The following is a 24,401-nucleotide window of genomic DNA, read 5'->3' on the forward strand; positions in this document are numbered from 1 at the left end:
TGCATCAGGCTCCAGGCCTGCATTTATCCTGTGGGAGCGGGCAAGCCCGCGAAGAGGCAGGCACAAATCAACCTGCTTCGAAAAACTTCCGCGCCATCGCCACGAATGCCCCCAGCACCGGGTTAGGGTTATCCCGGCAGAACGCCAGGAAAATCTCCGCCTGCTGCTCCATCCCCACCAATGGCCTGAACACCACCTGCTCCAGGCGCAATGCCTGCGCCGAGGCCGGCACCACCGCGCAGCCCAGCCCCACATTGACCAGCCCCAGTATCGAGTGGGTCTGCCCCAGTTGGTGCAGGTACCGCGGCTGCACCTCATGCCGGGCAAACAGGTTGGCGATGCGGTCATGGAAATAGCGCCCTTCGTTGGCGCTGTACATCACGAACGGTTGTTCATCGAAATCGCTCGGCCTGAGCCGCTCGCGTGCCGCCAGCGCATGCCAGGCGGGCAGGGCGGCGATGAAGGGTTCGCGGTGGATCGGCAGGTACTCCACACGCGCGCTGGGCAGCACCTGGCGCACCAGGCCAACATCGATCAGCCCTGCCTCCAGGTCATGCACCTGGGTGCTGGAGACGCGTTCGCTGAGCACCAGTTCGATGTCCGGCAGCGCCTGCCCGGCATGCACCAGCAAGCGCGGGATCATGCTGTAAGCACCCACTGCGGTGAAACCCAGGGTCAACCGGCCCGCTTCGCCATGAGCAATGCGCCGCGCCGATTGGCTGGCCGACTCGGCGATCTGCAGGATGCGACGGGCGTCTTCGAGAAAGCTCTGGCCCGCCAGGGTCAGCCGCGCCTGGCGGTTGTTACGCTCGAGCAGCAACACGCCGAGGGCATGTTCCAGCAACTGGATCTGCCGGCTCAAGGGCGGTTGGGTCATGTGCAGGCGGGTGGCGGCGCGGCCGAAATGCAGCTCTTCGGCCACGGCCACGAAACAGCGCAGCTGATGCAGCTCCATGATTCAATTCCTGAATTATTCGATCCAGCATCTATATTAGACCTGTATCAAATGCCGGCCTAGCATCGAGTCATGTCTTCGAACTGCCGGATGCCCACCATGAACGAAAACCCCATCGAAGTGCTGTTGACCCAGCCAGTACCAGAGGCCATCGACGCCCGGCTGGTCAGCGCCTATCGGGTACATCGCCTTTATCAGCATTCCAACCCGCAACAGTTGCTCGACGCAGCCGGCCCGCGCATTCGTGGTGTGGTTACAGGCGGTGCCAAGGGGCTGTCCAATGAGCTGATGGAGCAACTGCCCGCGCTGGAGATCATCGCCATCAGCGGCATCGGCACCGATGCCGTGGACCTGCGCCATGCGGCCAGCCGCGGCATCCATGTCACCACTACGCCGGGCGTGCTCACCGCCGATGTGGCCGACCTGGCCATGGGCTTGATCATCGGCACCTTGCGCCGCCTGGGCGAGGGCGAGCGGCTGGTGCGTGATGGCTTGTGGGGCAAGGTCGACCTGCCATTGGCGCGCAAGGTCAGCGGTATCGAACTGGGCATCGTCGGGCTTGGTGAGGTGGGCAAGGCTATCGCTCGGCGTGCCGCTGCATTCGACATGCGCATTGCCTACAACGGGCGGCGCGAGCAACCAGAAACCGGCTACCGCTATGAGGCCGACCTGGTCGAGCTGGCGCGTTCGGTGGATGTGCTGGTGGTCTCCGCTGCCGCCGATGGCGGCCAGGTGCTGGTGACGGCCGAGGTGCTCGATGCACTGGGGCCGGAGGGGTACCTGGTCAATGTAGCGCGCGGCAAGTTGGTGGATGAGGACGCGCTGGTCGAGGCGTTGCGCGAACAGCGCATTGCCGGTGCCGGGCTGGATGTGTTCGTCGACGAGCCGCATGTGCCGCCGGCGCTGCGTGACCTGAACCAGGTCGTTCTGCAGCCGCATCGAGGCAGCGCCACGCTGCAAACCCGGCTGGAAATGGGGCAGATGGTTTTATCGAATCTCGCTGCTTGCTTCCGCGGCGAGGTTCCCCCGAATTGCGCGTAGGCCCCATCGCCGGCAAGCCGGCTCCCACAGGGCCAGCGCATGCCTTGAGCACTGCACTGACCCTGTGGGAGCGGCTTTAGCCGCGAAGAGGCCGGCACAGGCAACACAAGGCCCCGAGGGCCACACCTTCTCCGCACAAGAACAATCGCTTCCACCGAGAAGCAAGAGGGTCCACATGAACAGCAAATCCGCCGTCGCCGCACCGCAGGCCGTGGCCGGGATCGGTCGCCATCGCTTCCTGGTCCTGGCACTGATCTTCGTCATCACCGTCATCAACTACGCCGACCGCGCCACCCTGTCGATTACCGGCACCGAGGTGCTCAAGGACCTCGGCCTGGACCCGGTCATGCTGGGCATGATCTTCTCTGCTTTCGCCTGGGCCTACGCCCTGGGCCAGGTACCTGGCGGCTGGTTGCTCGACCGCTTCGGCGCTCGCCGGGTCTACGGCATCAGCCTGATCCTCTGGTCGCTGTTCACCCTGCTGCAAGGGACCGTGGGCTGGATGGGCCTGGCTGGTGTGTCCGCCGCCGTGGCGCTGTTCTCCATGCGGTTCATGCTGGGCCTGGTGGAGTCGCCGGCCTTCCCGGCCAACTCGCGCATCGTCAGTTGCTGGTTCCCCACCCGCGAGCGCGGCACCGCCTCGGCACTGTTCAACTCGGCGCAGTACATGGCCGTGGTGGTGTTCGCACCGTTGATGGCGTGGATGACCCATGCGCTGAGCTGGGAGCAGGTGTTCATCTGGATGGGCGTGCTGGGGCTGGCGCTGAGCGTGGTGTGGTTCCGCTTGTACCACGAGCCGCACAGTGCGCCGGGGCTGAGCCCCGAAGAGCTGGACTACATGCGTGAAGGCGGCGCCCTGGTCGACCTGGAAAAGGAACGCAAGACCGCCAAGAACAAACCGACCCGGGCCGAGCTTGCGCAACTGTTCACCAGCCGTAACCTGTGGGCGGTGTACCTGGGCCAGTACTGCATCACCGCGCTCACCTACTTCTTCATCACCTGGTTCCCGATCTACCTGATCAAGGGCCGTGGCATGACCATCATGGAGGCCGGCTGGGTGGCCGCGTTGCCGGCAATCTGCGGTTTTAGCGGTGGCATTCTCGGTGGCTTCGTGTCCGACTGGCTGATCCGCCGTGGCGTGCACCCGTCCAGGGCGCGCAAGACCCCGTTCATCATCGGCATGGGGCTGTCCACCAGCCTGGTGCTGGCCAACTATGTGGACGGCAATGCCGCAGTGATCGCCCTGATGACCCTGGCCTTCTTCGGCAAAGGCCTGGCGGCGGTGGGCTGGGCGGTGTTGTCGGATGTGGCGCCGAAGAAGATGGTTGGCCTGTGCGGTGGCGTGTTCAACGGCATCGGCAACATCGCCGGTATCGTCACCCCGTTGGTGATCGGTTATGTGGTGGCCAGCACCGGCTCGTTCCACAACGCACTCTGGTTCGTGGCCGCCCATGGCGTGCTGGGGATCCTCGCTTACCTGTTGCTGGCCCGACGCTTCGAGCGTACCGGGCAGGCGTAGGCAGACGCCTGGCAACAGAGGCCCCGGGAGACCGGGGCTTTTTTGTGGCTGGCAGAAAGGGCCAGTACAGCCACAAACACACCCAAATGAAAAACAAAAGCTCCAGACGGCCTGGTGACGCGATCGGGCATGCGATTCGCGACATCTGGCGTTCATGGAAATGCCCTGTCGTGATCGAACAGTTCCGGGGCGTTCTCGTGTAATTTCCCACAGCCCTGCGGGGCTTAAATGAAGCCCGGCCTGCACTGACACGTTGCTCTGTGACGCGTGCCAAATATCAACAACAGAGCGCGAGTAACGTGTCGACTTATTGATTTCAAAGGAGATATTTTCGCCTACACCTGCCCGTCCATCCTTGTGTCAGCAAAAAGAGAACAACATCAATGAACACCGTGGGATCTGATGGCAACCTTGCACAAGGTTTCAAGCCACGTCATGTAACGATGCTGTCCATCGCCGGCATCATCGGCGCCGGACTTTTCGTCGGCTCTGGCCACGCCATCGCGGCAGCCGGGCCAGCTACCATAATTTCCTATTTCGTGGCCGGGACCCTGGTGGTACTGGTCATGCGCATGCTCGGCGAAATGGCCGTGGCACACCCGGACACCGGATCGTTTTCCACCTACGCCGAGCAGGCCATCGGCCGCTGGGCCGGCTACACCATCGGCTGGCTGTACTGGTGGTTCTGGGTATTGGTAATCCCGATCGAAGCACTGGCCGCCGGGCATGTGCTGAACGCCTGGTTCCCGCAGGTGGACAGCTGGATATTCGCCCTGGCTTCGGTGCTGCTGCTGGCTGGTACCAACCTGTTCAGCGTGGCCAAATACGGTGAGTTCGAGTTCTGGTTCGCCATCCTCAAGGTCACGGCCATTCTCGGTTTCATCGGCCTGGGTTTCGCCGCACTGATGGGCTGGCTACCCAACCGCGAGGTCAGCGGCCTGAGCGGCTTGATGGCCGAGCACGGCGGCTTCGCGCCGAAGGGCTGGTCGGCCGTGGTGGGTGCGTTCATCACCGTGATGTTCAGTTTCATCGGCACCGAAGCGGTGACCATCGCCGCGTCCGAATCCAGCGACCCGTCGCGCAACATCGCCAAGGCCACTCGCTCGGTGATCTGGCGCATCAGCACCTTCTACATCCTGTCGATCTTCGTGATCATTTCGGTGGTGCCGTGGAACGACCCGCAGCTGGCGGTGGTGGGTTCCTACCAGCGTGCGCTGGAGATCATGAACATCCCCAACGCGGCCTTCATGGTCGACCTGGTGGTGCTGGTGGCAGTGACCAGCTGCATGAACTCTTCGATCTACATTGCCTCGCGGATGATGTACTCGCTGGCCAAGCGCGGTGACGCCCCGGCCATGCTCAACAAGACCTCCAAGGTCGGTGTGCCACGCGCTGCGGTATTCGGCAGCACGCTGATCGGCGCGGCCATTGCCATCCTCAACTACTTCGCGCCGAAGGGCGTGTTCGAGTTCCTGCTGGCCAGCTCCGGCGCCATTGCCTTGCTGGTGTACATGGTCATCGCCATTTCGCAGCTGCGCATGCGCCGCCGCCTGGAGCGGGAAAACACCGAGCTGAAGTTCCGCATGTGGCTGTTCCCGTACCTGACCTGGGCGGTGATCCTGTTCATTGGCGGGGCACTGGCGGTCATGATGTTCACGCCTGAACACCGGGCAGAAGTGAGCTCGACATTGGGCTTGGCGATCGTGATTTCCTTCCTGGGGATCGTGACCACTCGGGGCAATGCGCAACCTGTGGGGGTGCGTTCGATGGGGTGATTGAGTTCACCTGGCGGTAGGGCAAAGGGCACCAGTGGATGGGTGCCCTTTGTTTTTTGAAACACTTGTTCGGTGTCGTTGACGGTCGAACGGCGACTCCCCGGGCGTAGACTCCCTTTCGAATTCATAAAGGGAGTCGATGCATGAGCGCAGAACAACAAGACCTACAAGCGCCGCCGGCCCTTCCTTTGGTAAAGGATGACCGTTTTGAGGAAGTGCTGGCGTTGATTCAAGGCGCCAGGCAGCGGGTGGTGCAGGCGGTCAATACACAACTGATCGAGTTGTACTGGCAGGTTGGTGCCTACATCAGTCGCAAACTGGAGCAGGCGGAGTGGGGTGATTCGGTGGTCAGTCAGCTGGCTGTGCATCTTGCTCGAACGCAGCCTGGATTGCGCGGGTTCACTCGTGCGAATCTGTTCCGGATGCGTCAGTTCTACGATTCATACCGAGGTGATGAGAAAGTCGCACCACTGGTGCGACAATTGTCTTGGAGCCACAACCTCATCATTCTGGGACAGTGCAAGCAGCGCGATGAGCGCGAGTTTTATGTGCGCATGGCTGTTCAGGAGCGCTGGTCAAGGCGTGAGCTCGAGCGTCAACTGAAAGCCGCATTGTATGAACGCAGCATCGCTAGCCCGGCAAAAGTTTCAGCGGCGCTGAGGCAGAATTATCCGGCGGCCATGGATGTTTTCCGAGATGCCTACATGGTCGAGTTCCTTGGCCTGCCTGGGGACCATGCTGAAGCTGACCTGCATTGCGCACTGATGGAGCGGCTCAAACAGTTCCTGAGCGAACTGGGCCGGGATTTCTGCTTCGTCGGCTCTCAATATCCGCTTCAGGTTGGCGGCCGGGATTTCGCACTGGACTTGCTGTCTTCCACCGTGGCCTCAACTGCCTGGTAGCGATCGAACTGAAGGTTGGTCGCTTCGAGCCCGAGTACCTGGGCAAGCTCGATTTTTATCTGGAGGCGCTGGATCGCAATGAGCGTAAGCCTCATGAAAACCCTGCCATCGGCGTGTTGTTATGCGCCAGCAGGGACGACGAGGTGGTCGAGTACGCACTTAATCGCAGTTTGTCTCCAGCTCTGATAGCGGAGTATCAAACGCGCTTGCCGGACAAGGCACTGCTACAAGCCAAGCTGCATGAGTTCTATGCCTTGGGCGCTGCTGAGGAACAGGGCGCTTGAGCACCCATCAAATGCCGCACTTCACGCTTTCCACATAACGCATCACCGCCGGCGCTTTCTCGAAGCGCCGGTGGATCAGGCTAAGCCACGAGCTGGCCTGGCTGTCGACAATACGCCGGTAGTTCACCTGCGGCAGGCTGATGCGTTGCACCACCGACTCTGGCACCACTGCGATGCCTTGGCCGAGTGACACCAGGGTGATCACCGCCACCAGGCTGCCTGGTTGGGGGCCGAGCCTCGGGACGAAACCACCTTGTGCGGCCACCTCCAGCGTGCCGGAGATCTGTTCGGGCAGGATGAAGGTTTCATTGGCCAGGCGCGAGGCCGGGATCTGCGGCACTTCATTTATCCGCGAGCTGGCGGGCAGGGCGAGCACGAAACCTTCCTGGTGCAAGGCGATGGCTTCGAGCTCCTCAGGCAGCTCCATCGGTGAGCGCACATAGGCAAGGTCGAGCAGGCCGTCGCGGACCATGCCGGGCAGTTCGGCCATGGGCAGTTCGCGAATGTTCAGGCGCACGCCGGGGCAGGTTTCGCTGTAGCGGCTGACTTGCTGCTGGAGCATGCCCGAGTACGCGGCCGAGGCCACATAGCCCAGTTCTATGCGCCCGCTTTCGCCTCGGGCGGCCCGTTGCGCGCCCAGTTGTGCGGCATCGAATTGGCGCACGGCATGTTCGGCCTCGACCAACAGCGCCTGGCCCGCTGCGGTGAGGTTGACCTCGCGCTGGTTGCGTTCGAACAGGCGCACGCCCAGTTCGCGCTCCATGTCCTGGATCTGCCGGCTGAGGGTGGGCGGGGCGATGCCCAGCTGTTCGGCGGCACGGGTGAAATGACCGTGGCGGGCGACGCAGAGGAAGTAGCGGAAATGGCGGATTTCCATGGGTGTTACCTGCAGGGTAATGACGCGGGCCGCCGGGGCTAACAAGCCTGGGGGCTGGTGGCGTTATGGTGAGGCCAACACTACAAGGCTGATGGCTTGGCGGCAAAGGCTGCCTGGGAATTGCAGGGGACCGCTTTGCGGTCCATCGCAGGCAAGCCAGCTCCTACAGGTATTGCGCAATCCTTGAAGGCGGTGCGGTCCCTGTAGGAGCTGGCTTGCCTGCGATGGGCTGCAAGGCAGCCCCGGCGATTTGACCAACCAGCCCTGCATCCGGAGCCTCACCATGCCCTCTGCGCGTTTTACCCTGCTCACCGCCTCCCTGGTCTGCGCCCTGATCATCCTCGACACCAACATCGTCGCGGTCAGCCTGCCCAGCATCGCCCGCGACCTGTCCGGCTCGTTCGCCGATATCGAATGGGTGGTCAGCGCCTACCTGCTGGCCTTTGCCGCCTGCCTGCTGCCCGCTGGCAGCCTGGCCGACCGCTTTGGCCGCCGCCGCATGCTGCTGCTCGGCCTGGCCCTGTTCGGCATCGCCTCGCTGGCCTGTGGCGCGGCGCCCAACCTGCTGTTCCTCGACCTGGCCAGGGCAGCCAAGGGCGTTGGCGCGGCGCTGCTGCTGACCTCGGCACTGGCCGCGATCGGCAACCGCTTCCACCAACCCCAGGAACGCATGCGCGCCTGGGCCTTCTGGGGCGCCTGCATGGGCGCCACCATCACCTTTGCGCCGCTGCTCGGCGGGTTGATCGCCGGCACCCTTGGCTGGCGCTGGATCTTCTACATCAACCTGCCGTTGGTGGCAGTGCTCGCAGTGATGGTGCTGCGCAGTGTCGACGAGTCCCGTGACAGCACTGCGGCCCGGCTCGACCCATGGGGCAGCCTGACTTTCGCCGGCAGCCTGGGTTACCTGATCTGGGCAATGATCGATGCCAACCAGGTGGGCTGGGGCAGTGCGCAAACCCTGGGACGGCTGGTGATCAGCGCCTTCCTGTTCGGCCTGTTCGTCATGGTCGAGCGCAGCCAGGAACGGCCGATGATCGACCTGCGGCTGATGCGCAGCGGCCGCTTCGTTGGTGCCTTGCTGGGCATGTTCGCCTACGCTGCCTGCGCCCAGGTAATGATGACCCTGCTGCCGCTTTACTTGCAGAACGGCCTGCAGCTGTCGGCCCTGGCCGCAGGGGCGGGCATGTTGCCGTTTGCCGTGGCCATGCTGCTGACGCCACGCCTGGGCATGCGCCTGGCTGCACACTTGAGCCCGGCGCAGGTGTTCGCACTCGGCCTGGTATTGGTCGGGGCGGGTAACCTGTTGTGTGCCTGGGCCACGCAGCAGGGGGGTTACGGTGCATTCGCCCTGGCCAGCCTGGTGCTAGGTGCTGGTGCCGGGCTGCTGAATGGCGATACGCAGAAGAACATCATGGCTTGCGTGCCGCGTGAGCGCACCGGCATGGCTTCGGGGCTGAGTACAACCACGCGGTTCGGGGCGATCGTGCTGGCCATCGGTGGGCTGGGTGGTGTGCTGGCTGCGCGAAGTGGGCAGTTGCTGTATGAGGCCATGGCTGCCGTGGCGCCTGGGCAATCGGGCCAGGTTGCCGCAATGGTTACGCGGGTTGCCGCGGGTGATTTGCAGGCGGCGTTGGCGTTGCTTGAGCCCGGGTTGCGAGAAACGGTGGCACCCTTGGCCCGCCAGGCGTTCATCGGGGGCTTCGAAGCCGTGTTGCAGGTCGCTGGTGTGGCGGCGCTGCTGTTCGCGATGCTGGTCGGCGTGTTGCTGAGCCGGCCGCTGCCGGCCATGCCGGAGGTGTTGCTGGCCGAGGGGCAATCATGAAGCGTGCGGCGGGGCACCACGACACAGCGACTGGGGGCATCGAGCCCCTCGTCGCGACATTCGACAATCAGTCATTCAACAGCCATGGCTTCAATTCCTTGAGGTTGCTCACCACCAATTGCTGCGCCTCGGGAAGTACTGCCAGGTTGCGGTGGTCGATCTGGTAACGCTGCAACACGTACTTCACCAGCGCCCTGCGGCTGGGCACCACCAGTTGCCCCTGCGTCATGCCGAAGTCGGTTTCGATGATTGCCTTCTGCGCCGCGTTCAATCGCCCGTCAGGTTCGAAGATGACCGGCACCTCGACATTCCAGTCTTCATCCTGCTCGCGGGTGTTCGGCGATTGGTCGAGCAAGTCTGGCTGCCCACGCAGGCGGCTGAGGACGAAGTCGCGATACTGGCCGTTCTTTTCGCAGTAAGCCCTCACGTGCCAGCGCATGCCGGTGTAGACCAGCGTGTGCGGGGCGATTAGGCGCACCTCCACGTTGGGGGTGTTGAAGGACACGTATTCGGTTTCCAGGCGCAAACCTTCACGGCAGGCCTTGAGCAAGGGGCGCAGCACTTCCGGGCGAATAGGCCGGTCCGGCACTTCCAGCACCCGGGTATGCGCATAGGCCAGTGCCAGCCCGTCGATGTGCGGGGCCCGCTCATTGTTCTGGTAAAGCAGGTGCAGGTAGGCGCTGGCGCTGTCGTCGATGAACAGCGGCTTGAACTGCTTGCTTGGTACATAGCCCTTGAGCTGCTTGTCATATGTCAAGTTTTTGGGCGCATGTTCGGTGATGTAGGTATTGATGTCCTTCGACGCCTGCTGGCGGCTGATGCCAAAGCTCTGCATCAGGTGGCCCGTGGTCAGCCGGCCTTCCCACCAGGCAACGGTCTCGATCAAGCGATAGCGAAGTGCCAGGTCCCAGCGTACCTGCTCGATGGATTGCTTGCGTTTCATACCCTCTCCATGTGCGCGATAACTTTACCTGTATAAGTCTACATTCTAGACCTGTCACTAAACACTACATATCGTGTTCCTGTCTTCGAAATAAATTGAAGTCACGAAAGGAAGTGGACATGACCATGTCTGAAGCGGTTTCAACAGGAGCGTTGGTGTTGATCGGGGTGATCCTGGTGGTGCTCCTGATGCAGTACCTGCGGTTGCGAGAAATCTGGCACCTGGTTTTCGCCTGTCGCCAGGACGCGCGTTGGGCGCGGATATGGGAGATGGAAAACCGGGAGCTACGTGCGGCACAGCGTGCCGACAAAGCGCACATCGCGCAGCTGCAAAGCAAGCTGGTGCTTTTGCAGAACCTGGTCTCTGCAGAAGAGTGACAAGGGAAGACATGAACAGACTTGAACGGATCAAAGGCTGCCTGCTGGGTGGCGCAGTGGGAGACGCGCTTGGCGCCCCCGTGGAGTTTCTCGAGTGGCCTGTGATCAAGGCCAGGTTCGGCGCGCAGGGCATCATTGATCTTGCCCCGGCCTACGGCATCACCGGTGCGATCAGCGACGATACACAGATGATGCTGTTCACCGCTGAAGGTTTGCTGCGGGCTTATGTGCTAGGGAGTTCACGGCAGCCCTGTCATGTTCCCAGCATTATTCATCACGCGTTGCTGCGCTGGCTGATGACACAGGATTACCCCTCGACGATACCGGTGACCACGGATGGCTGGCTGATCAAGCACGTGGAGCTCTGGTCGCGCCGTGCCCCCGACGCAACTTGCCTGAATGCGCTCAAGAGCAGCGGGCGGCTGGGTGCGGTTGCCGAAAACAACAGCAAGGGCTGCGGTGCCCTGGTACGGGTTGCACCCTGTGCATTCTTTGCCCATGCATTTGACTACGCAGCGCAGTCCGGTCGACTGACGCACGGGCATCCGACCGGTTACCTGGCGGCAGGGCTGTTCGCTGACGTTCTCCAGCGCGTTGTCGATCGACAAGATAGCGTGGAGCACGCTGTGACTCAGAGCCTGGCCAGGTACGGGCAGGTGCCTGGCATGGAGGAAACGCGCAGCCTGATCGAGCGCGTGCTGTTCTTCTATTACGAGGGCTATGCACCCACCCCGCAACGCATTGACGATTTTGGCGCTGCTTGGGTCGCAGACCAGGTACTGGCGGTTGGGTTGTGGTGTGCGCTGACAGCTCGGTCGCTCGAGGAAGGGGTAGCCATGGCGGTGAATCACAGCGGCGACAGTAGCAGTACCGGGTTGGTCGCCGGGCACTTGCTGGGTGCGCAACATGGTGCTGCCGCTATTCCTGGCCGCTGGCTCGAGCGCTTGGAACTGCACCAGGTGATTGCGCAGGTAGCCGAAGATATCGAGCGCATTCCGCGGGAGTATTGTGGGGTTGGCGGGGAGTTCGATCAGCAGATCGAACTGGCTTATCCGGGTAGTTGAACGCGATGTTCCACTCCCCGACTTCGGGGTAAGTTGCCCCAATAATGAGCGCGATACCCCAGCAGTATTCGCGCCCCGATTAGCTGAAGGTTTTGAGCGTTGAACAATGTTTGCCCAGATGGCCAAAGCCACGCAGAGCGTCCCCCTGTCCCCGATCACTGCGTACCGACCCTAGCGGCATATGTTCATGCGTTGGTGCTGACGGTATGGATCGACAACGCCTGCCATATGGCCAGGCTGGAGGACGCGCTATATCGATTAGCCCTTGGCGTCATTGGCTGGCTTGGCTTTGCTTTCAGCTACAGCGGCTTCTGCTTTCTGTTTCTCTGCGAGCTGGAAGGCCTGCATCGAGGCTTTGCGGGCTGACTCCATGCGTGCAAAGGTCCGATCACCACCGCCGGAGGCCATCGCCAGAGTAGAAGCGGTCAGGGCGGCGGCAACGAAGAGAACTTTCATGGTTTTCATCTGGATATCCTCAAGTAAAACTTTGTGAACTGCTCAGCATGACACCCTGCACTGTTTGGCTAGAGTGTGCTGTTGTTGGCTGTAATTGAATTTCTGCTATTTCTGGTCATTAACTTGCAGGGTTAGGCTGTCAAGATAATGGTGTTTCTCGCGAATGAACTTTTAATCATTCGCTCATGTCCGTTTTCGAGTGATGGAAACATCATTCGCACTGAATGCGTACGAGGTTTGACTTCCGTTTCTGGGGGGCTTTAACGTTGGGCGGATCAGGCCACGCCAGTAGGGGCTGCGGGGCTTCCACCCCATTCGAGGAAGCGGATCTTGTGAATCTCGCCCTTGCTGTCTTCATAAACTACGGTTACCGGTACCACACCGGTCTTGTCGGTTGTATCGGTGCGTTGCAATACGCGTTTCACATCGATGTTCATCCCGTAGTGGTATTCGATGGCGGAGATATGCGCGCCGGGTTCTTGCAGGCTGTTATGGTCAAAGACACTTGGTGCGAGACTGGAAATCACGGCACTTACAATTGTGGCCATGCTCATAAGGCTGTACCTCTAATGAAGTTCGCTTGACAAGGACCTAATCTGACACGCCGAGAAAGTGAAGTTCATTTCACCACGACGAACGCGCTTGGCTGAAACGCCAGTAGTGGCAAAAAACTCCCAGCAATTCCCCGTGCCTGACACATTTCGACCATTCGTCCTTTGACCCCCGTATCTGTTGGGCGAAGTCCGTTTTTGAGGTTGGCCGAGCACGGGGAAGGGCAGTGCGGGGTTCAGCGCATCATGCCGAGTTCGGCATCATCCAGCAGTGCTTTGCCCAAGGCGCAGAGGTAGTGCGCGGCCCAGATCAGCTTCGGTTTGTCTTCCATCAGGCCGTCGATGGTCAGGTCCCGCGCGTAGCCCATCAGTTCCGAGGCTTGTTCACGGGCGTTCTGGCAGGGTATGCCGGGTTCGATGCGGAACAGTGGATGGGTCTGGTTTTCACCTTGGTAGAAGATGGTTTTACCGACTGTGCATTGGGTGTCTTCGTTGGCCATTGATCGATCTCCCTGGTAGTGATTCAGTGCACGGCTTGCGGGCCCGCTGGCTTGTGTATTTGCGCCAGCGCTGATTCGAGTAATTTGCGCAGGGCTTCAAGCTCGTGCATCGACGCCATGATCAACAATGACGCTGGCGATCGCGGCTGCATCAGCATTGCCTGCTGCGCTACGGCTTCTGCACAGAGCGCGTAGTCCGAGGCCAGCATGATGGTGTCTTCCAGGGAATGGAGATGGTGGGGTGGATCGGGGACTATCTTCAACATGATTGCTTCCATTTCAGGGCCGTCACCATCTGCTGTCAAACAGAGGGTGGCAGCTGTACGCGGGTTGACAGACCGGCGGAAACAACAAGTTCCGGCGCACGCAAGCGTGCCCGCACGTACAGCTGCCATAACGACGAGCCGTTTTGTTGTTTACCGTCGCGACCTGTCAAAGTCATGCCGTTGATGAGCAACGACCCACCGAGCCTAGAACGCTGAAAAAACGACCGCAACGGAAAACAGGCGTTGGGAGTATCTTTGGGAAACGCCCTACACGGAAGGGATGAAATCTGATTTTGGGGCTCGCGCACCCCAAAAAGCAGGCACAAAAAAAGACGCCCGAGGGCGCCTTCTTCTTTGGAATTTGGTGGAGCCGGGGGGATTTGAACCCCCGTCCGCCAGTACTCCGCTGTCGGTACTACATGCTTAGCCGTGTCTACTGATTTAATCCGCAGCCGCCCGACGGGCAGGGTGCTTTGGATGAGTTGTGTAAGTTTTAGTCACTTCGCCCACAACGTGCTACGTGACGATCCTGTTCTGTATGACAATCAGTTCGGGTTTACAGGCATCCCCTAGTGATTGCTGGAGCCGAAGCTACCAGAAGCAACGGGTCAAATTGATCGCTTAAGCGACCAGCTTGAGCTCCGAGCCGTAGTCATTGTCATTGGCAACTATAAAAGTTGCAACAGTGGATTTACGAGTTCTGTTACCAACTCGGCATGCACCTAGAGTTTCGCTACCGGCGTCGAATCCTAATCGGCCCCACACTAGCTCTTGGCTAACGCACCTTACGGTACGTGAGGCGGAGTATACGCCATTGCGCGGGCGACGTCGACAGCCGGTCCGGTCGCCCGCTTTTGGGCTCACGCGCCGCTACCGCCGCCGCTGGTGCCGCTGCCTTTCTCGGTTTTTTCCAGGCGCTCCAGGACTTTGCTGGTAATGGCGATGCATTCCTTGGTGTCGCCCGAGGCTTGGGCAGCCTTGGCTTTGTCGACGTGCTCGGTGATGGCCTTGTCCAGTCCTTCGGAGGTGGCGCCGGCGGTGGCCATGCTGTCGTCGATCTTTTGCAGGTTGGCGGTGCATAGGTCTTCGGCAGCGAACACCGGCGAAGCCAGCAGGGTGGCGGCCGCGAACAGGGCCGAAAGCGCGGTACCTTTCATGGGAGTCTCCTTCTGGGCCTCTGGAAGGTGGGCCTGTAAGGGTGGACTGTGGGGGAATGGCGGGGGTTCAATCGGGATGCTGGCGGGATGGCACCGGCTGCGCCGGTGTTCGCGGCTGAAGCCGCTCCTACAGGTACAGCGTGGGCCCAAAGCCGGCGCGGTACCTGTGGGAGCGGGCGTGCCCGGGAAGCAGGCTATGCGGTGTATGGCACCGGCTGCGCCGGTGTTCGCGGGCATGCCCGCTCCCACAGGGATTGCGGCAGCTATCAGATTTTGCGTTGAACGTTCGGGCCAATGCCGGTGTACAGGTAAAGCGTGGACTCAAAGCCGGCGCGGTACCTGTGGGAGCGGGCGTGCCCGCGAAGCAGGCTATGCGGTGTATGGCACCGGCTGCGCCGGTGTTCGCGGGCTTGCCCGCTCCTACAGGGAGTGCGGCAGCTATCAGATTTTGCGTTGAACGTTCGGGCCAATGCCGGTGTATAGGTAAAGCGTGGACCCAAAGCCGGCGCGATACCTGTGGGAGCGGGCGTGCCCGCGAAGCAGGCAGTGCGGTGTATGACACCGGCTGCGCCGGTGTTCGCGGGCTTGCCCGCTCCCACGGGGGATTGCGGCAGCTATTAGATTTTGCGTTAAACGGTCAGATGCTACGCGGCCGGGTGACGCGGTCTACCAGGTAGACTAGCCCGTGGTAGTCGATGCCGCTATGGCTGGACAGGCCGATCTCGCAGGTGCGGCTGGTGGAAATGCCTTCGCTGCAATACTGCACCGCATCCTTCAGGCTGCGCAGCGAGTGGGCGTTGAGCTCGGGGGTGGTGAAGCCTTTGTCACCGGCAAAGCCGCAGCAGTGTATGCCCTCCGGGATCACCACCTGTTTGCTGCAGCGCCGCGCCAAATCGATCAGCGCCTGGCTTTCGCCCAGGTGCTGGGTGCTGCAGGTCACATGCACGGCCACTGGTTCGGCCTGGGGGGTGAACTCCAGGCGCTCGAGCAGGTGGGTGCGGATGAAGCGCACCGGGTCGTACAGGTCCAGCCGGGTGTCGCTCAGGTCTTGCACCAGGCGCAGGGTGCAGGGGCTGGTGTCGCAGTAGATCGGGTCGAGGCCGCCGCGGCTTGCGTGCAGCAGGGCGGCAATCAGTTCCTGGCGTTTGTGTTCGGCCTGCTCGGGGTAGCCCTTGGAGGCGAACGGCTGGCCGCAGCACAGGCTGTCGGCGTTGTCGGGGAACACCACTTGGTAACCGGCCTTTTCCAGCAGGGCGCGGGTCTTGTCGAGCAGCGAACTCTGCTCGCGGTCGGCATAGGCCGGGCCCATCACCCGCGAGACGCAGGCGGCCAGGTACACCACGCGAGGGCGGGCATCGTTGCTGGCCGGGCCGAAGTCCAGTGGGCGCAGGGGTTGTGGCATCGCCGGGGTCCACTGTGGCAGGCGGCCTTTGCTGGCTTTGTTCAGCGAGGCGCTCAGGCGGCCCAGGCGTGGGGCGCCGAGCAGCTTGCGTGCGGTGTTGGCGGCGGTCAGGGTCAGGCGCGCGCCGCCCAAGGCAGTGTGGAAGTGTTCGGCCAGCCAGTCGGCGGTTTTTTCGTGCTCGGCGGCCTGGCTGCGCAGTTTCTTCACCAGTTCGCCGGTGTTGATGCCGACCGGGCAGCGCTGGGCGCACAGGCCGGTGGCGGCGCAGGTGTCGATGCCCTGGTACTGGTAGGTCTGGCGCAGTTCGCGGGTGTCGATGCCGGCGCGCTGTTTGGCCTGTATGTCACGCCACATGACGATGCGCTGGCGCGGGCTGAGGGTCAGGCCTTTGGACGGGCACACCGGTTCGCAGAAGCCGCACTCGATGCACTTGTCGACGATCTCGTCGGCAGCGGGCAGCGGCTTGAGGTTCTTCAGGTGAATGTCCGGATCCTCGCTCAGCACCACGTCGGGGTTGAGGATGCCGTTGGGGTCGAGCAGGCGCTTCAGCTTCCACATCAGTTGGTAGGCGTCATGGCCCCATTCCAGCTCCACGAACGGTGCCATGTTACGCCCGGTGCCGTGCTCGGCCTTGAGCGAGCCGCCGAACTCCACCGCCACCAGTTGCGCCACATCGTCCATGAAGGCCTGGTATCGGGCGACTTCCTCGGCACTGTTGAAGCCCTGGGTAAAGACGAAGTGCAGGTTGCCTTCCAGGGCATGGCCGAAAATGATCGCTTCGTCGTAGCGGTGCTTGTCGAACAGCTGGATCAGGCGGTTGACGCCTTCGGCCAGTTGCTCGATGGGGAAGGTGACGTCTTCGATGATGACAGTGGTGCCGGTCTGGCGCACGGCGCCGACGGCAGGGAAGGTGTCCTTGCGGATTTTCCACAGCTGGTTGTACACGGCCGGGTCTTCGCTGAAGTCCACCTGCTGTTCCAGCGGGAAGTCGGCGATCGAGGTCATCACCTGTTGCAGCTGTTCATGCAGCAGGCTCTGGCTGGCGGCACGGGACTCGATCAGCAGGGCGCAGGCATTGTCCGACAGGCCTTTTACCCACAGCGGCATGCCGGGCATGTTCTGCACCGAACGCAGGCTGCGGCGGTCGAGCAGCTCCACGGCCGAGACCGGCTGGCGCTTGAGTACGGTCACCGCGCGGCAGCAGCTTTCCACGTTGGGGAACACCACCAGGGCGCTGGCCTTGTGCGGGTGGTCGGGCACGGTGTCGTAGGTGACGGCACTGATGAAGCCCAGGGTGCCTTCGGAACCGACCAGCAGGTGCTGCAGGATATCCAGCGGTTGGTCGTAGTCCACCAGTGCGTTCAGCGACAGGCCGGTGGTGTTCTTCAGCCGGTACTTGTGCCGGATGCGCTCGGCGAGTGCAGTGTTGGCGCGGGTCTCGCGGCCCAGGCGGGCCAGTGCTTCCAGCAGGTCGGCGTGGCTGGCCTCGAACGCGGCGACGCTGGCCGGGTCTTCGCTGTCCAGGCGCGTGCCGTCGGCCAGCACTAGGCGCAGGCCGGCCAGGGTGTGGTAGGTATTCTGCGCGGTGCCGCAGCACATGCCGCTGGCGTTGTTGGCGACGATGCCGCCGATCTTGCAGGCGTTGATCGAGGCCGGGTCGGGGCCGATCTTGCGCCCGAAGGGGGCCAGCCAGGCATTGGCCTGGGCGCCGATGACGCCGGGCTGCAGGCGGATCTGCTCGCCTTGGCCGCGGATTTCACGGCCGTTCCAGTTATCGCCCAGCACGATCAGCACCGAGTCGCTGATGGCCTGGCCGGACAGGCTGGTGCCAGCGGCGCGGAAGGTGACCGGCACCCGCTCGCGCTGGGCCAGTTTGATCAGGCCGACCACTTCGTCTTCGGACTCGACGCGCACCACCAGCTTGGGGATCAGCCGGTAGAAGCTGGCGTCGGTGCCGAAGGCCAGGGTGGAGGTGGGGTCGTCGAAGCGGCGTTCGGCGGGGATCAGGCGCTCGGCATCACGCAGGAACGCGGCGGGCAGGCTCATGCAGTCTCCTCGCGGGGCCGTGGCGTCTGTGCGCCACATGCCCCGGGTCAATCAGGCGGTCGTTCTTGCGGGCGTTCAGGCGCCCAGTTCGCGTACCAGCGAGTCGCGGGTGATTTCGCTGATCGACTTGGCGCCGGTCAGCACCATCGCTACGCGCATTTCCTTCTCGAACAGCTCCAGCAGGTTCTTCACCCCGGCCTGGCCGTGCACGGCAAGGGCGTAGAGGAAGGCGCGGCCGATCAGTACGGTATCGGCGCCCAGAGCGATCATGCGCACCACGTCGAGGCCGCTACGGATGCCGGAGTCGGCGAGGATCTTCAGGTCACCTTTGACCGCATCGGCAATTGCTGGCAGGGCACGGGCGCTGGACAGCACGCCGTCGAGCTGGCGGCCGCCGTGGTTGGACACGACGATGCCGTCGGCACCGAACCTGACCGCATCGCGGGCGTCATCGGCATCGAGGATGCCCTTGATGATCATCGGGCCGTCCCAGAACTCGCGGATCCACTCCAGGTCTTTCCAGGAGATCGACGGGTCGAAGTTGTTGGCCAGCCAGCCGATGTAGTCGGCAAGGCCGGTGGGGTTGCCACGGTAGGTGGAAATGTTGCCCAGGTCGTGCGGGCGCCCCATCACGCCGACATCCCACGCCCACTCGGGGTGGGTCATGGCTTGCAGCACGCGGCGCAGCGGGCCGTTCTTGCCGCTCATGCCAGAGTGGGCGTCGCGGTAGCGGGCGCCGGGGGTCGGCATGTCGACGGTGAACACCAGGGTCTTTACCCCGGCGGCCTTGGCCCGCTCCAGCGCGTTGCGCATGAAGCCGCGGTCCTTGAGCACGTACAGCTGGAACCACATCGGCCGGTCGATGGCCGGGGCCACTTCTTCGATCGGGCACACCGACACCGTGGACATGGTGAACGGAATACCGTGGGCAGCCGCTGCGCGCGCCGCCTGCACTTCACCACGGCGGGCGTACATGCCGGTGAGGCCGACCGGGGCCAGGGCCACCGGCATGCTCAGGGTTTCGTCGAACAGTCTGGTCTGAAGGCTGAGCTCGGACATGTTCTTCAGCACGCGTTGGCGCAGGGCAATGCTGGCCAGGTCCGAGACGTTGTGGCGCAGGGTGTGCTCGGCGTAGGCGCCGCCGTCGGCATAGTGGAACAGGAAGGGAGGCAGCTTGCGTTGGGCCGCGGCGCGATAGTCGGTAGAGGCAGAAATGATCATGGATTCTCGCAGCGTTGCGTGTGGGGATCGCCGGGCGCGCGATGGCGCCCGGCCCCTTTCACTTTAGTGATGAACCAGCATGCCGGTCAGCCAGTAGGCCTGGATCAGTGTGATCAGGCCGACGATGGTGGCGAAGAACAGGCTGTGCTTGACGGTGAAGCGGAACAGGTCGGATTCCTTGCCAACCAGGCCGGTGGCGGCGCAGGCCACGGCGATCGACTGCGGCGAGATCATCTTGCCGGTCACGCCGCCGCTGGTGTTGGCCGCTACCAGCAGAGTGTCGTTGACCCCGATCTGATGCGCAGTGGTGGCCTGCAGCGAGCTGAACAGGGCGTTGGACGAGGTGTCCGAACCGGTCAGGAACACACCCAGCCAGCCAAGGAACGGCGAGAAGAACGGGAACGCGGCACCGGTACCGGCCAGCACCAGGGCCATTGTCGAGGACATGCCCGAGTAGTTGGTGACGAAGGCGAAGGCCAGCACCATGCCGATCGACAGGATTGGCCAGCGCAGCTCCCAGAAGGTTTCCTTGAAAGTGGTCAGACCAGTTTTGAAATTGATCTTCAGCACGGCCATGGAAATCAGCGCCGAGAGGAAGATCGCGGTGCCGGTGGCAGAGATCGGGTCGAGCTTGAACACCGCTGGCATGGCGGTTGGCGCAGCGACGATCGGTGCGGTCTTGATCACCAGTTGGTCGAGGTGCGGGATGGCGAAGTTGAACACGAAGTTGTACATCGCGCCGCCCGGGGCGAAGGCCGCCTTGAACGGTTTCAGGGTCCAGATGGTGACCAGCACGGTGAGGATCAGGAACGGCGACCAGGCTTTGAAGATCTCGCCAAAGCTGTAGGGGCTTGGCTGGCTGCCGCTTGGCTGAACCACGGCGGCGCCGACGCTGCCTTTGGCTTCGGCGAACGAACGCTTGGGCTGCCAGACCTTCAGGAACAGGGTCAGGGCGATCAGGCTGGCCAGGGCCGAGGTGATGTCCGGCAGCTCCGGGCCGATGAAGTTCGAGGTGAAGTACTGGGTGACGGCGAAGCTCAGGCCGGCGACCAGGGCGGCAGGCCAGGTTTCCTTCACGCCACGCAGGCCGTCCATCATGAATACCAGCCAGAACGGCACGAACAGCGACAGCAGTGGCAGCTGGCGACCGGTCATGGCGCCGATGTGGAAGGCGTCGATGCCGGTGACCTGGCCGGCCACGATGATCGGGATGCCCAGGGCGCCGAAGGCCACTGGCGCGGTGTTGGCGATCAGGCACAGGCCGGCGGCGTACAGCGGGTTGAAGCCCAGGCCCACCAGCAGCGCGGCAGTGATTGCCACCGGTGCGCCAAAGCCTGCCGCACCTTCCAGGAAGGCACCGAAGCAGAAGCCGATCAGCAGCACTTGCAGGCGCTGGTCGTCGGTAATCGACAGCACCGAGCTGCGGATCACTTCGAACTGGCCGCTCTTGACCGTAAGTTTGTACAAGAACACCGCGGCAACGATGATCCAGGCAATCGGCCAGAGGCCGTAGAGGAAGCCATAACCCGCAGCGGCGAATGCCATGTCGACAGGCATCTGGAAGGCGAAGATCGCCACCAGGATCGACAATGCGAGGGTGATGCTGCCGGCCACGTGGCCTTTGAGGCGGAATACGGCGAGGGCGAGGAAGAAGAAGACGATGGGAATGACCGCCGCCAGTGCGGACAGGCCAAGACTACCAAGCGGACTATAGATTTGTTGCCAGGTTTGCATATGGGGTGGCCCCTAATTGTTGTTGGTCAGGCACTGGCATTGGATAATTGGTAAGACCAATTTACAATGGCTGGGCGCTAGGTTAAAAGCGTCTTCGTAGGTGTGTCAATTTGTCCCGTGCAAAACTTTGGTCGCGTGCCGATGAGCGGGCGCCTGGTGGGCAGGGAAAATCGTCGCCTGGTGGGTGTTTGCGCGATCTGGATCGGCGAGAATAGGCGCCCCTGAAATCTGCCGGGGGTTTGTGGAGAGCATGTGATGGTTTTTGATCAGGTCCGCCAGCGGCGCCTGTCCGACGACATTGTCGATCGGTTGGAAGGGATGATTCTGGAGGGCACGCTGACCTCGGGGCAGCGGCTGCCGGCCGAGCGCGTCCTTGCCGAGCAGTTCGGCGTGTCCCGCCCGTCACTGCGTGAGGCGATCCAGAAGCTGGTGGCCAAGGGGCTGCTGGTCAGCCGCCAGGGTGGGGGCAATTTTGTCGCCGAGTCCCTGGGGTCCACTTTCAGCGACCCGTTGCTGCAGCTGCTCGAGCACAGTGCCGAGGCGCAGCGTGACCTGCTTGAATTCCGCCATACCCTGGAGGCGTCCTGCGCCTACTACGCGGCCCAGCGCGCGACCCAGCCGGACCGGGCGCGGCTGAAGGCGGCGTTCGATGCGCTGCAGGACTGCTATGCCAGGGCCGACGAAGTGACCCGGGCGGAGGAAGGCGCGGCCGATGCGCGCTTCCACCTGGCGATTGCCGAGGCCAGCCATAATGCCGTGCTGCTGCACACCATTCGCGGCTTGTTCGACCTGCTCAAGCGCAACGTGGTGACCAACATCGGCGGCATGTACCAGCAACGGACCGAGACCCGGGACATGCTGATCAGCCAGCACCGGGAGCTGTACCTGGCGATAGTCGAGGGCAGGGCGGAGGATGCGCGGGAAGTGTCCAGCCGGCACATTCTGTATGTGCAGGAGGTGCTGGAAGAGGCGCACGAAGAAGCGCAGCGAGTGGCGCGGGCGGAGCGGCGTAGCGGGCGTTGAGATCGGTGTTGGAATCTTCGCGGGCTTGCCCGCTCCCACAGGAGATGCGCCGGACCTGAAGGCGGCGCGATACCTGTGGGAGCGGGCGAGCCCGCGAAGAGGCCGAAGCAGGCTGAAGAAGAGGTATTACTCTTCCTTGCCCTTGTTCCGCACAGCCCGCTGCAGCTCGCGGTTGGAATCGCGCTCGCGCATGGTGTCGCGCTTGTCGAATTCCTTCTTGCCCTTGCCGAGTGCGATTTCGCACTTGATCAGGTGCTTGCTCCAGTACAGCGCCAGGGCCACGCAGGTGTAGCCCTTTTGCGCCACGGCCGCTTCCAGGCGCTCGAGCTCGCGCTTGTTCAGCAGCAGCTTGCGAGTGCGGATGGGGTCGGCGATGACGTGGGTGCTGGCCGTGGTCAGCGGGGTGATGTGGCTGCCGAACAGCCAGGCCTCACCGTCCTTCAGCAGCACATAGCTGTCAGTCAGGTGCGCCTTGCCGGCTCGCAGGCTTTTTACTTCCCAGCCGGACAGGACCAGCCCGGCCTCGAACTTGTGTTCGATGAAGTAATCGTGTCGCGCCTTCTTGTTCTGCGCGATGGTCCCGGTCGGATGTTTCTTTTGTTTAGCCATAGGGGCGGCATTATAGGCAGTCGCCGCGTTGTCGGCTATGGGATTTCGGTGTGCTTGAGCCACTGCAATGAATACCGGACAATACAGCCCCTGTCCTTGCGACAGAACCTGTTTTCGGCACGCTGCGAAGCGCCGCCACCCAGCCTTGGAAGTGATGCCTGGATGACTACCCATATTCAACGCTCCGCCCTGCTGCCATACCCTGCCCAGGCGCTTTACGATCTGGTCAACGATGTGGCCAGCTATCCGCAGTTCCTGCCTTGGTGCTCGGCCTCGACGGTGATCGAAGCCAGCGACACGCACATGCGCGCCAAGCTCGATGTTGCCAAGGGCGGCATCAGCCAGCACTTCGTCACGCGCAATGTACTGGTGCCGGGGCAGTCCATCGAGATGAACCTGGAAGAGGGGCCGTTCACTCAGCTGCATGGCCTGTGGGTGTTCAAGCCATTGGGGGACAAGGCCTGCAAGATCAGCCTGGACCTGTCGTTCGATTATGCCGGCCCGCTGGTGCGCGCGACCCTGGGCCCGCTGTTCAACCAGGCGGCCAATACGCTGGTGGATGCGTTCTGCCAGCGTGCCAAGCAGCTGAATGCCTGACTGAAAAGGTGGCAACAAAAAGCCCGGACCAGGTCCGGGCTTTTTTGTATCTGCTCGCCGCTTATTGAGGCGAGGTTTCCAGCGGAGCCGGAGTCGGGACCGGGGTGGTCTCGATGGTGTCGATCTCGCGCTGGATGGATTCTTCCACCGAGCCTGGCTTGGCTGGTTTTTCTTCAGGCTGCACGGCTGGCTGCTCTGGCTGGTTGGCCGGGCTGACCGTGGTGTCGCTGCTGCCGCCGAGGATTTCCTGGTCGCGGCTGACGCCTGGCATGAAGTCGCCAGAAAGGCTGACCAACTGGTCGCTTTCGTTGAAGAACACGCTCATGCGTTCTTGCTGGCGTTTGCCGCCGCCTGGCTGCAGGCTGTACAGGTAATCCCAACGGTTGGTGTTGAAGGTGTCCTGGATCAGCGGGTTACCCATGATAAACCTTACTTGCCGGCGGGTCATTCCGGGGCGCAATTGGTCTATCATGTCTTGCGTAACGACATTGCCCTGCTGGATGTCGATTTTGTAAACCCCGGGAAACGAGCAACCGGCGAGTGCGAGCAGTCCCACTAGGGTGAGGCTGGTTAGCAAGAGCTTGGTGTTTTGCATCGGTGGGCGACTTCCACTATCTTGGCTGGACAACGTAAACCCCGATCATACCCGTATTAAGAGAAGCTGCGAAGCAGCATCGGCGAGAAAGCTGACCATGGTTGAAAATAGCGAATTGCGCAAAGCCGGTCTCAAGGTGACCCTGCCTCGAGTCAAGATCCTTCAGATGCTCGACTCCACCGAGCAGCGTCACATGAGCGCCGAGGATGTCTACAAGGCGCTGATGGAAGCTGGCGAGGACGTGGGCCTGGCCACCGTCTACCGCGTACTGACCCAGTTCGAAGCGGCGGGTCTGGTGGTTCGCCACAACTTCGACGGCGGTCATGCGGTATTCGAGCTGGCCGATGGCGGTCACCACGACCATATGGTCAACGTGGAGACCAGTGAAGTCATCGAGTTCATGGATGCCGAGATCGAGAAGCGCCAGCGCGAAATCGTGGCTGAGCATGGCTACGAGCTGGTGGACCACAATCTGGTCCTGTATGTGCGTAAAAAGAAGTAACGATTTTTTATCGTTATGAATGGCAAAGGCGACCTTCGGGTCGCCTTTGTGCTTTCTGAGGCAGAGAGCTGTGTCGTTTGTGCCGGCCTCTTCGCGGGTAAACCCGCTCCCACAGGTACTGCGCAGGCTCAGGTCCGGTGAATATCCTGTGGGAGCGGGTTTACCCGCGAATGGGCCCGAAAA

General features: G+C 62.3%; 22 protein-coding genes, 1 other RNA gene and 1 pseudogene. 10 read left to right on the plus strand and 14 right to left on the minus strand.

Annotation, left to right across the window (positions count from 1 at the left end; genetic code table 11):
• Positions 1-67 precede the first annotated feature (67 nt).
• On the minus strand, positions 68-955 hold the full coding sequence (locus ACGLHT_RS04395) for a LysR substrate-binding domain-containing protein (protein WP_137162460.1): 888 nt from the start codon (positions 953-955) through the stop codon (positions 68-70).
• 99 nt (positions 956-1,054) lie between these two features.
• Between ACGLHT_RS04395 and ACGLHT_RS04400 the strand changes: the two genes are divergently transcribed.
• From ACGLHT_RS04400 to ACGLHT_RS04415, 4 genes and pseudogenes are all read left to right on the plus strand, one after another.
• On the plus strand, positions 1,055-1,996 hold the full coding sequence (locus tag ACGLHT_RS04400) for a 2-hydroxyacid dehydrogenase (RefSeq protein WP_274078616.1): 942 nt from the start codon (positions 1,055-1,057) through the stop codon (positions 1,994-1,996).
• A 175-nt stretch (positions 1,997-2,171) separates the two neighbouring features.
• The gene (locus tag ACGLHT_RS04405) at positions 2,172-3,515 is read left to right on the plus strand and encodes an MFS transporter (protein ID WP_137162458.1); all 1,344 of its coding nucleotides are present in this window, start codon (positions 2,172-2,174) and stop codon (positions 3,513-3,515) included.
• Between the two features lie 383 nt (positions 3,516-3,898).
• A complete protein-coding gene (gene gabP / locus ACGLHT_RS04410) occupies positions 3,899-5,290 on the plus strand; it encodes a GABA permease (RefSeq protein ID WP_075046444.1) in 1,392 nt (463 codons plus the stop codon).
• A 251-nt stretch (positions 5,291-5,541) separates the two neighbouring features.
• A pseudogene (locus tag ACGLHT_RS04415) lies at positions 5,542-6,476 on the plus strand (YhcG family protein).
• 7 nt (positions 6,477-6,483) lie between these two features.
• Here the strand turns inward: ACGLHT_RS04415 and ACGLHT_RS04420 are convergent.
• Positions 6,484-7,353 (minus strand): LysR family transcriptional regulator, encoded by an 870-nt coding sequence (locus ACGLHT_RS04420; RefSeq protein WP_137162457.1) that lies wholly within the window; start codon positions 7,351-7,353, stop codon positions 6,484-6,486.
• A 283-nt stretch (positions 7,354-7,636) separates the two neighbouring features.
• On the opposite strand from ACGLHT_RS04420, the gene ACGLHT_RS04425 reads away from it, so the two are divergent.
• Positions 7,637-9,175, plus strand: a complete 1,539-nt coding sequence (locus tag ACGLHT_RS04425; RefSeq protein ID WP_137162456.1) for an MFS transporter — start codon at positions 7,637-7,639, stop codon at positions 9,173-9,175.
• Between the two features lie 67 nt (positions 9,176-9,242).
• On the opposite strand, the gene ACGLHT_RS04430 is transcribed toward ACGLHT_RS04425, so the two are convergent.
• Positions 9,243-10,118, minus strand: coding sequence for a WYL domain-containing protein (locus ACGLHT_RS04430; protein ID WP_025340723.1), 876 nt, complete (start codon positions 10,116-10,118; stop codon positions 9,243-9,245).
• Between the two features lie 119 nt (positions 10,119-10,237).
• Here ACGLHT_RS04430 and ACGLHT_RS04435 point away from each other — a divergent pair, with 119 nt between their 5' ends.
• On the plus strand, positions 10,238-10,495 hold the full coding sequence (locus ACGLHT_RS04435; protein WP_025340722.1) for a hypothetical protein: 258 nt from the start codon (positions 10,238-10,240) through the stop codon (positions 10,493-10,495).
• A gap of 11 nt (positions 10,496-10,506) precedes the next feature.
• A complete protein-coding gene (locus tag ACGLHT_RS04440) occupies positions 10,507-11,559 on the plus strand; it encodes an ADP-ribosylglycohydrolase family protein (protein WP_137164740.1) in 1,053 nt (350 codons plus the stop codon).
• Positions 11,560-11,817: 258 nt separating this feature from the next.
• On the opposite strand, the gene ACGLHT_RS04445 is transcribed toward ACGLHT_RS04440, so the two are convergent.
• The 9 genes from ACGLHT_RS04445 to ACGLHT_RS04485 form a co-directional block, all read right to left on the minus strand.
• Positions 11,818-12,024: a co-regulatory protein PtrA N-terminal domain-containing protein gene (locus ACGLHT_RS04445; RefSeq protein WP_061303556.1), complete on the minus strand. Its 207-nt coding sequence runs from the start codon at positions 12,022-12,024 to the stop codon at positions 11,818-11,820.
• Between the two features lie 266 nt (positions 12,025-12,290).
• The gene (locus ACGLHT_RS04450) at positions 12,291-12,569 is read right to left on the minus strand and encodes a DUF2790 domain-containing protein (protein WP_137162455.1); all 279 of its coding nucleotides are present in this window, start codon (positions 12,567-12,569) and stop codon (positions 12,291-12,293) included.
• A gap of 233 nt (positions 12,570-12,802) precedes the next feature.
• Positions 12,803-13,066: a DUF3077 domain-containing protein gene (locus ACGLHT_RS04455; RefSeq protein WP_025340716.1), complete on the minus strand. Its 264-nt coding sequence runs from the start codon at positions 13,064-13,066 to the stop codon at positions 12,803-12,805.
• Between the two features lie 23 nt (positions 13,067-13,089).
• Positions 13,090-13,332 carry a hypothetical protein gene (locus ACGLHT_RS04460; RefSeq protein ID WP_025340715.1) on the minus strand — a complete coding sequence of 81 codons (243 nt, stop codon included), beginning with the start codon at positions 13,330-13,332 and terminating at the stop codon, positions 13,090-13,092.
• Positions 13,333-13,694: 362 nt separating this feature from the next.
• Positions 13,695-14,093: a transfer-messenger RNA gene (ssrA, locus tag ACGLHT_RS04465) on the minus strand.
• A 99-nt stretch (positions 14,094-14,192) separates the two neighbouring features.
• Positions 14,193-14,489 (minus strand): hypothetical protein, encoded by a 297-nt coding sequence (locus ACGLHT_RS04470; RefSeq protein ID WP_013974305.1) that lies wholly within the window; start codon positions 14,487-14,489, stop codon positions 14,193-14,195.
• A gap of 637 nt (positions 14,490-15,126) precedes the next feature.
• Entirely contained in the window at positions 15,127-17,937 is a 2,811-nt protein-coding gene (locus tag ACGLHT_RS04475; RefSeq protein WP_274120295.1) for an FAD-binding and (Fe-S)-binding domain-containing protein, read from the minus strand.
• A gap of 75 nt (positions 17,938-18,012) precedes the next feature.
• Positions 18,013-19,158: an FMN-dependent L-lactate dehydrogenase LldD gene (lldD, locus tag ACGLHT_RS04480; RefSeq protein ID WP_025340713.1), complete on the minus strand. Its 1,146-nt coding sequence runs from the start codon at positions 19,156-19,158 to the stop codon at positions 18,013-18,015.
• A gap of 63 nt (positions 19,159-19,221) precedes the next feature.
• Positions 19,222-20,892 (minus strand): lactate permease LctP family transporter, encoded by a 1,671-nt coding sequence (locus ACGLHT_RS04485; RefSeq protein WP_015271872.1) that lies wholly within the window; start codon positions 20,890-20,892, stop codon positions 19,222-19,224.
• A 255-nt stretch (positions 20,893-21,147) separates the two neighbouring features.
• Here ACGLHT_RS04485 and ACGLHT_RS04490 point away from each other — a divergent pair, with 255 nt between their 5' ends.
• Complete coding sequence (locus ACGLHT_RS04490; RefSeq protein ID WP_013974301.1) at positions 21,148-21,915, plus strand: FCD domain-containing protein; 768 nt, start codon at positions 21,148-21,150, stop codon at positions 21,913-21,915.
• A 126-nt stretch (positions 21,916-22,041) separates the two neighbouring features.
• On the opposite strand, the gene smpB is transcribed toward ACGLHT_RS04490, so the two are convergent.
• Positions 22,042-22,524 carry an SsrA-binding protein SmpB gene (smpB, locus tag ACGLHT_RS04495; protein ID WP_013974300.1) on the minus strand — a complete coding sequence of 161 codons (483 nt, stop codon included), beginning with the start codon at positions 22,522-22,524 and terminating at the stop codon, positions 22,042-22,044.
• Between the two features lie 162 nt (positions 22,525-22,686).
• Between smpB and ACGLHT_RS04500 the strand changes: the two genes are divergently transcribed.
• Positions 22,687-23,121 carry a type II toxin-antitoxin system RatA family toxin gene (locus ACGLHT_RS04500; protein ID WP_085591694.1) on the plus strand — a complete coding sequence of 145 codons (435 nt, stop codon included), beginning with the start codon at positions 22,687-22,689 and terminating at the stop codon, positions 23,119-23,121.
• A 61-nt stretch (positions 23,122-23,182) separates the two neighbouring features.
• Here ACGLHT_RS04500 and ACGLHT_RS04505 read toward each other — a convergent pair whose 3' ends face one another.
• Positions 23,183-23,716, minus strand: coding sequence for an outer membrane protein assembly factor BamE (locus ACGLHT_RS04505; RefSeq protein ID WP_075046430.1), 534 nt, complete (start codon positions 23,714-23,716; stop codon positions 23,183-23,185).
• Positions 23,717-23,813: 97 nt separating this feature from the next.
• On the opposite strand from ACGLHT_RS04505, the gene fur reads away from it, so the two are divergent.
• Positions 23,814-24,218: a ferric iron uptake transcriptional regulator gene (gene fur, locus ACGLHT_RS04510; protein WP_015271870.1), complete on the plus strand. Its 405-nt coding sequence runs from the start codon at positions 23,814-23,816 to the stop codon at positions 24,216-24,218.
• The last annotated feature ends 183 nt before the right edge of the window (positions 24,219-24,401 follow it).

This window comes from Pseudomonas sp. PsB (assembly GCF_043658375.1).
GTDB classification, from domain to species: Bacteria; Pseudomonadota; Gammaproteobacteria; order Pseudomonadales; family Pseudomonadaceae; genus Aquipseudomonas; species Aquipseudomonas putida_Z.

Excerpts from the sequence above, each read along its gene's own strand:
- ACGLHT_RS04395 (WP_137162460.1), bottom strand. The coding sequence starts at position 955 with ATGGAGCTGCATCAGCTGCGCTGTTTCGTGGCCGTGGCCGAAGAGCTG.
- ACGLHT_RS04400 (WP_274078616.1), top strand. The coding sequence starts at position 1,055 with ATGAACGAAAACCCCATCGAAGTGCTGTTGACCCAGCCAGTACCAGAG.
- ACGLHT_RS04405 (WP_137162458.1), top strand. The coding sequence starts at position 2,172 with ATGAACAGCAAATCCGCCGTCGCCGCACCGCAGGCCGTGGCCGGGATC.
- gabP (WP_075046444.1), top strand. The coding sequence starts at position 3,899 with ATGAACACCGTGGGATCTGATGGCAACCTTGCACAAGGTTTCAAGCCA.
- ACGLHT_RS04420 (WP_137162457.1), bottom strand. The coding sequence starts at position 7,353 with ATGGAAATCCGCCATTTCCGCTACTTCCTCTGCGTCGCCCGCCACGGT.
- ACGLHT_RS04425 (WP_137162456.1), top strand. The coding sequence starts at position 7,637 with ATGCCCTCTGCGCGTTTTACCCTGCTCACCGCCTCCCTGGTCTGCGCC.
- ACGLHT_RS04430 (WP_025340723.1), bottom strand. The coding sequence starts at position 10,118 with ATGAAACGCAAGCAATCCATCGAGCAGGTACGCTGGGACCTGGCACTT.
- ACGLHT_RS04435 (WP_025340722.1), top strand. The coding sequence starts at position 10,238 with ATGACCATGTCTGAAGCGGTTTCAACAGGAGCGTTGGTGTTGATCGGG.
- ACGLHT_RS04440 (WP_137164740.1), top strand. The coding sequence starts at position 10,507 with ATGAACAGACTTGAACGGATCAAAGGCTGCCTGCTGGGTGGCGCAGTG.
- ACGLHT_RS04445 (WP_061303556.1), bottom strand. The coding sequence starts at position 12,024 with ATGAAAACCATGAAAGTTCTCTTCGTTGCCGCCGCCCTGACCGCTTCT.
- ACGLHT_RS04450 (WP_137162455.1), bottom strand. The coding sequence starts at position 12,569 with ATGAGCATGGCCACAATTGTAAGTGCCGTGATTTCCAGTCTCGCACCA.
- ACGLHT_RS04455 (WP_025340716.1), bottom strand. The coding sequence starts at position 13,066 with ATGGCCAACGAAGACACCCAATGCACAGTCGGTAAAACCATCTTCTAC.
- ACGLHT_RS04460 (WP_025340715.1), bottom strand. The coding sequence starts at position 13,332 with ATGTTGAAGATAGTCCCCGATCCACCCCACCATCTCCATTCCCTGGAA.
- ACGLHT_RS04470 (WP_013974305.1), bottom strand. The coding sequence starts at position 14,489 with ATGAAAGGTACCGCGCTTTCGGCCCTGTTCGCGGCCGCCACCCTGCTG.
- ACGLHT_RS04475 (WP_274120295.1), bottom strand. The coding sequence starts at position 17,937 with ATGAGCCTGCCCGCCGCGTTCCTGCGTGATGCCGAGCGCCTGATCCCC.
- lldD (WP_025340713.1), bottom strand. The coding sequence starts at position 19,158 with ATGATCATTTCTGCCTCTACCGACTATCGCGCCGCGGCCCAACGCAAG.
- ACGLHT_RS04485 (WP_015271872.1), bottom strand. The coding sequence starts at position 20,892 with ATGCAAACCTGGCAACAAATCTATAGTCCGCTTGGTAGTCTTGGCCTG.
- ACGLHT_RS04490 (WP_013974301.1), top strand. The coding sequence starts at position 21,148 with ATGGTTTTTGATCAGGTCCGCCAGCGGCGCCTGTCCGACGACATTGTC.
- smpB (WP_013974300.1), bottom strand. The coding sequence starts at position 22,524 with ATGGCTAAACAAAAGAAACATCCGACCGGGACCATCGCGCAGAACAAG.
- ACGLHT_RS04500 (WP_085591694.1), top strand. The coding sequence starts at position 22,687 with ATGACTACCCATATTCAACGCTCCGCCCTGCTGCCATACCCTGCCCAG.
- ACGLHT_RS04505 (WP_075046430.1), bottom strand. The coding sequence starts at position 23,716 with ATGCAAAACACCAAGCTCTTGCTAACCAGCCTCACCCTAGTGGGACTG.
- fur (WP_015271870.1), top strand. The coding sequence starts at position 23,814 with ATGGTTGAAAATAGCGAATTGCGCAAAGCCGGTCTCAAGGTGACCCTG.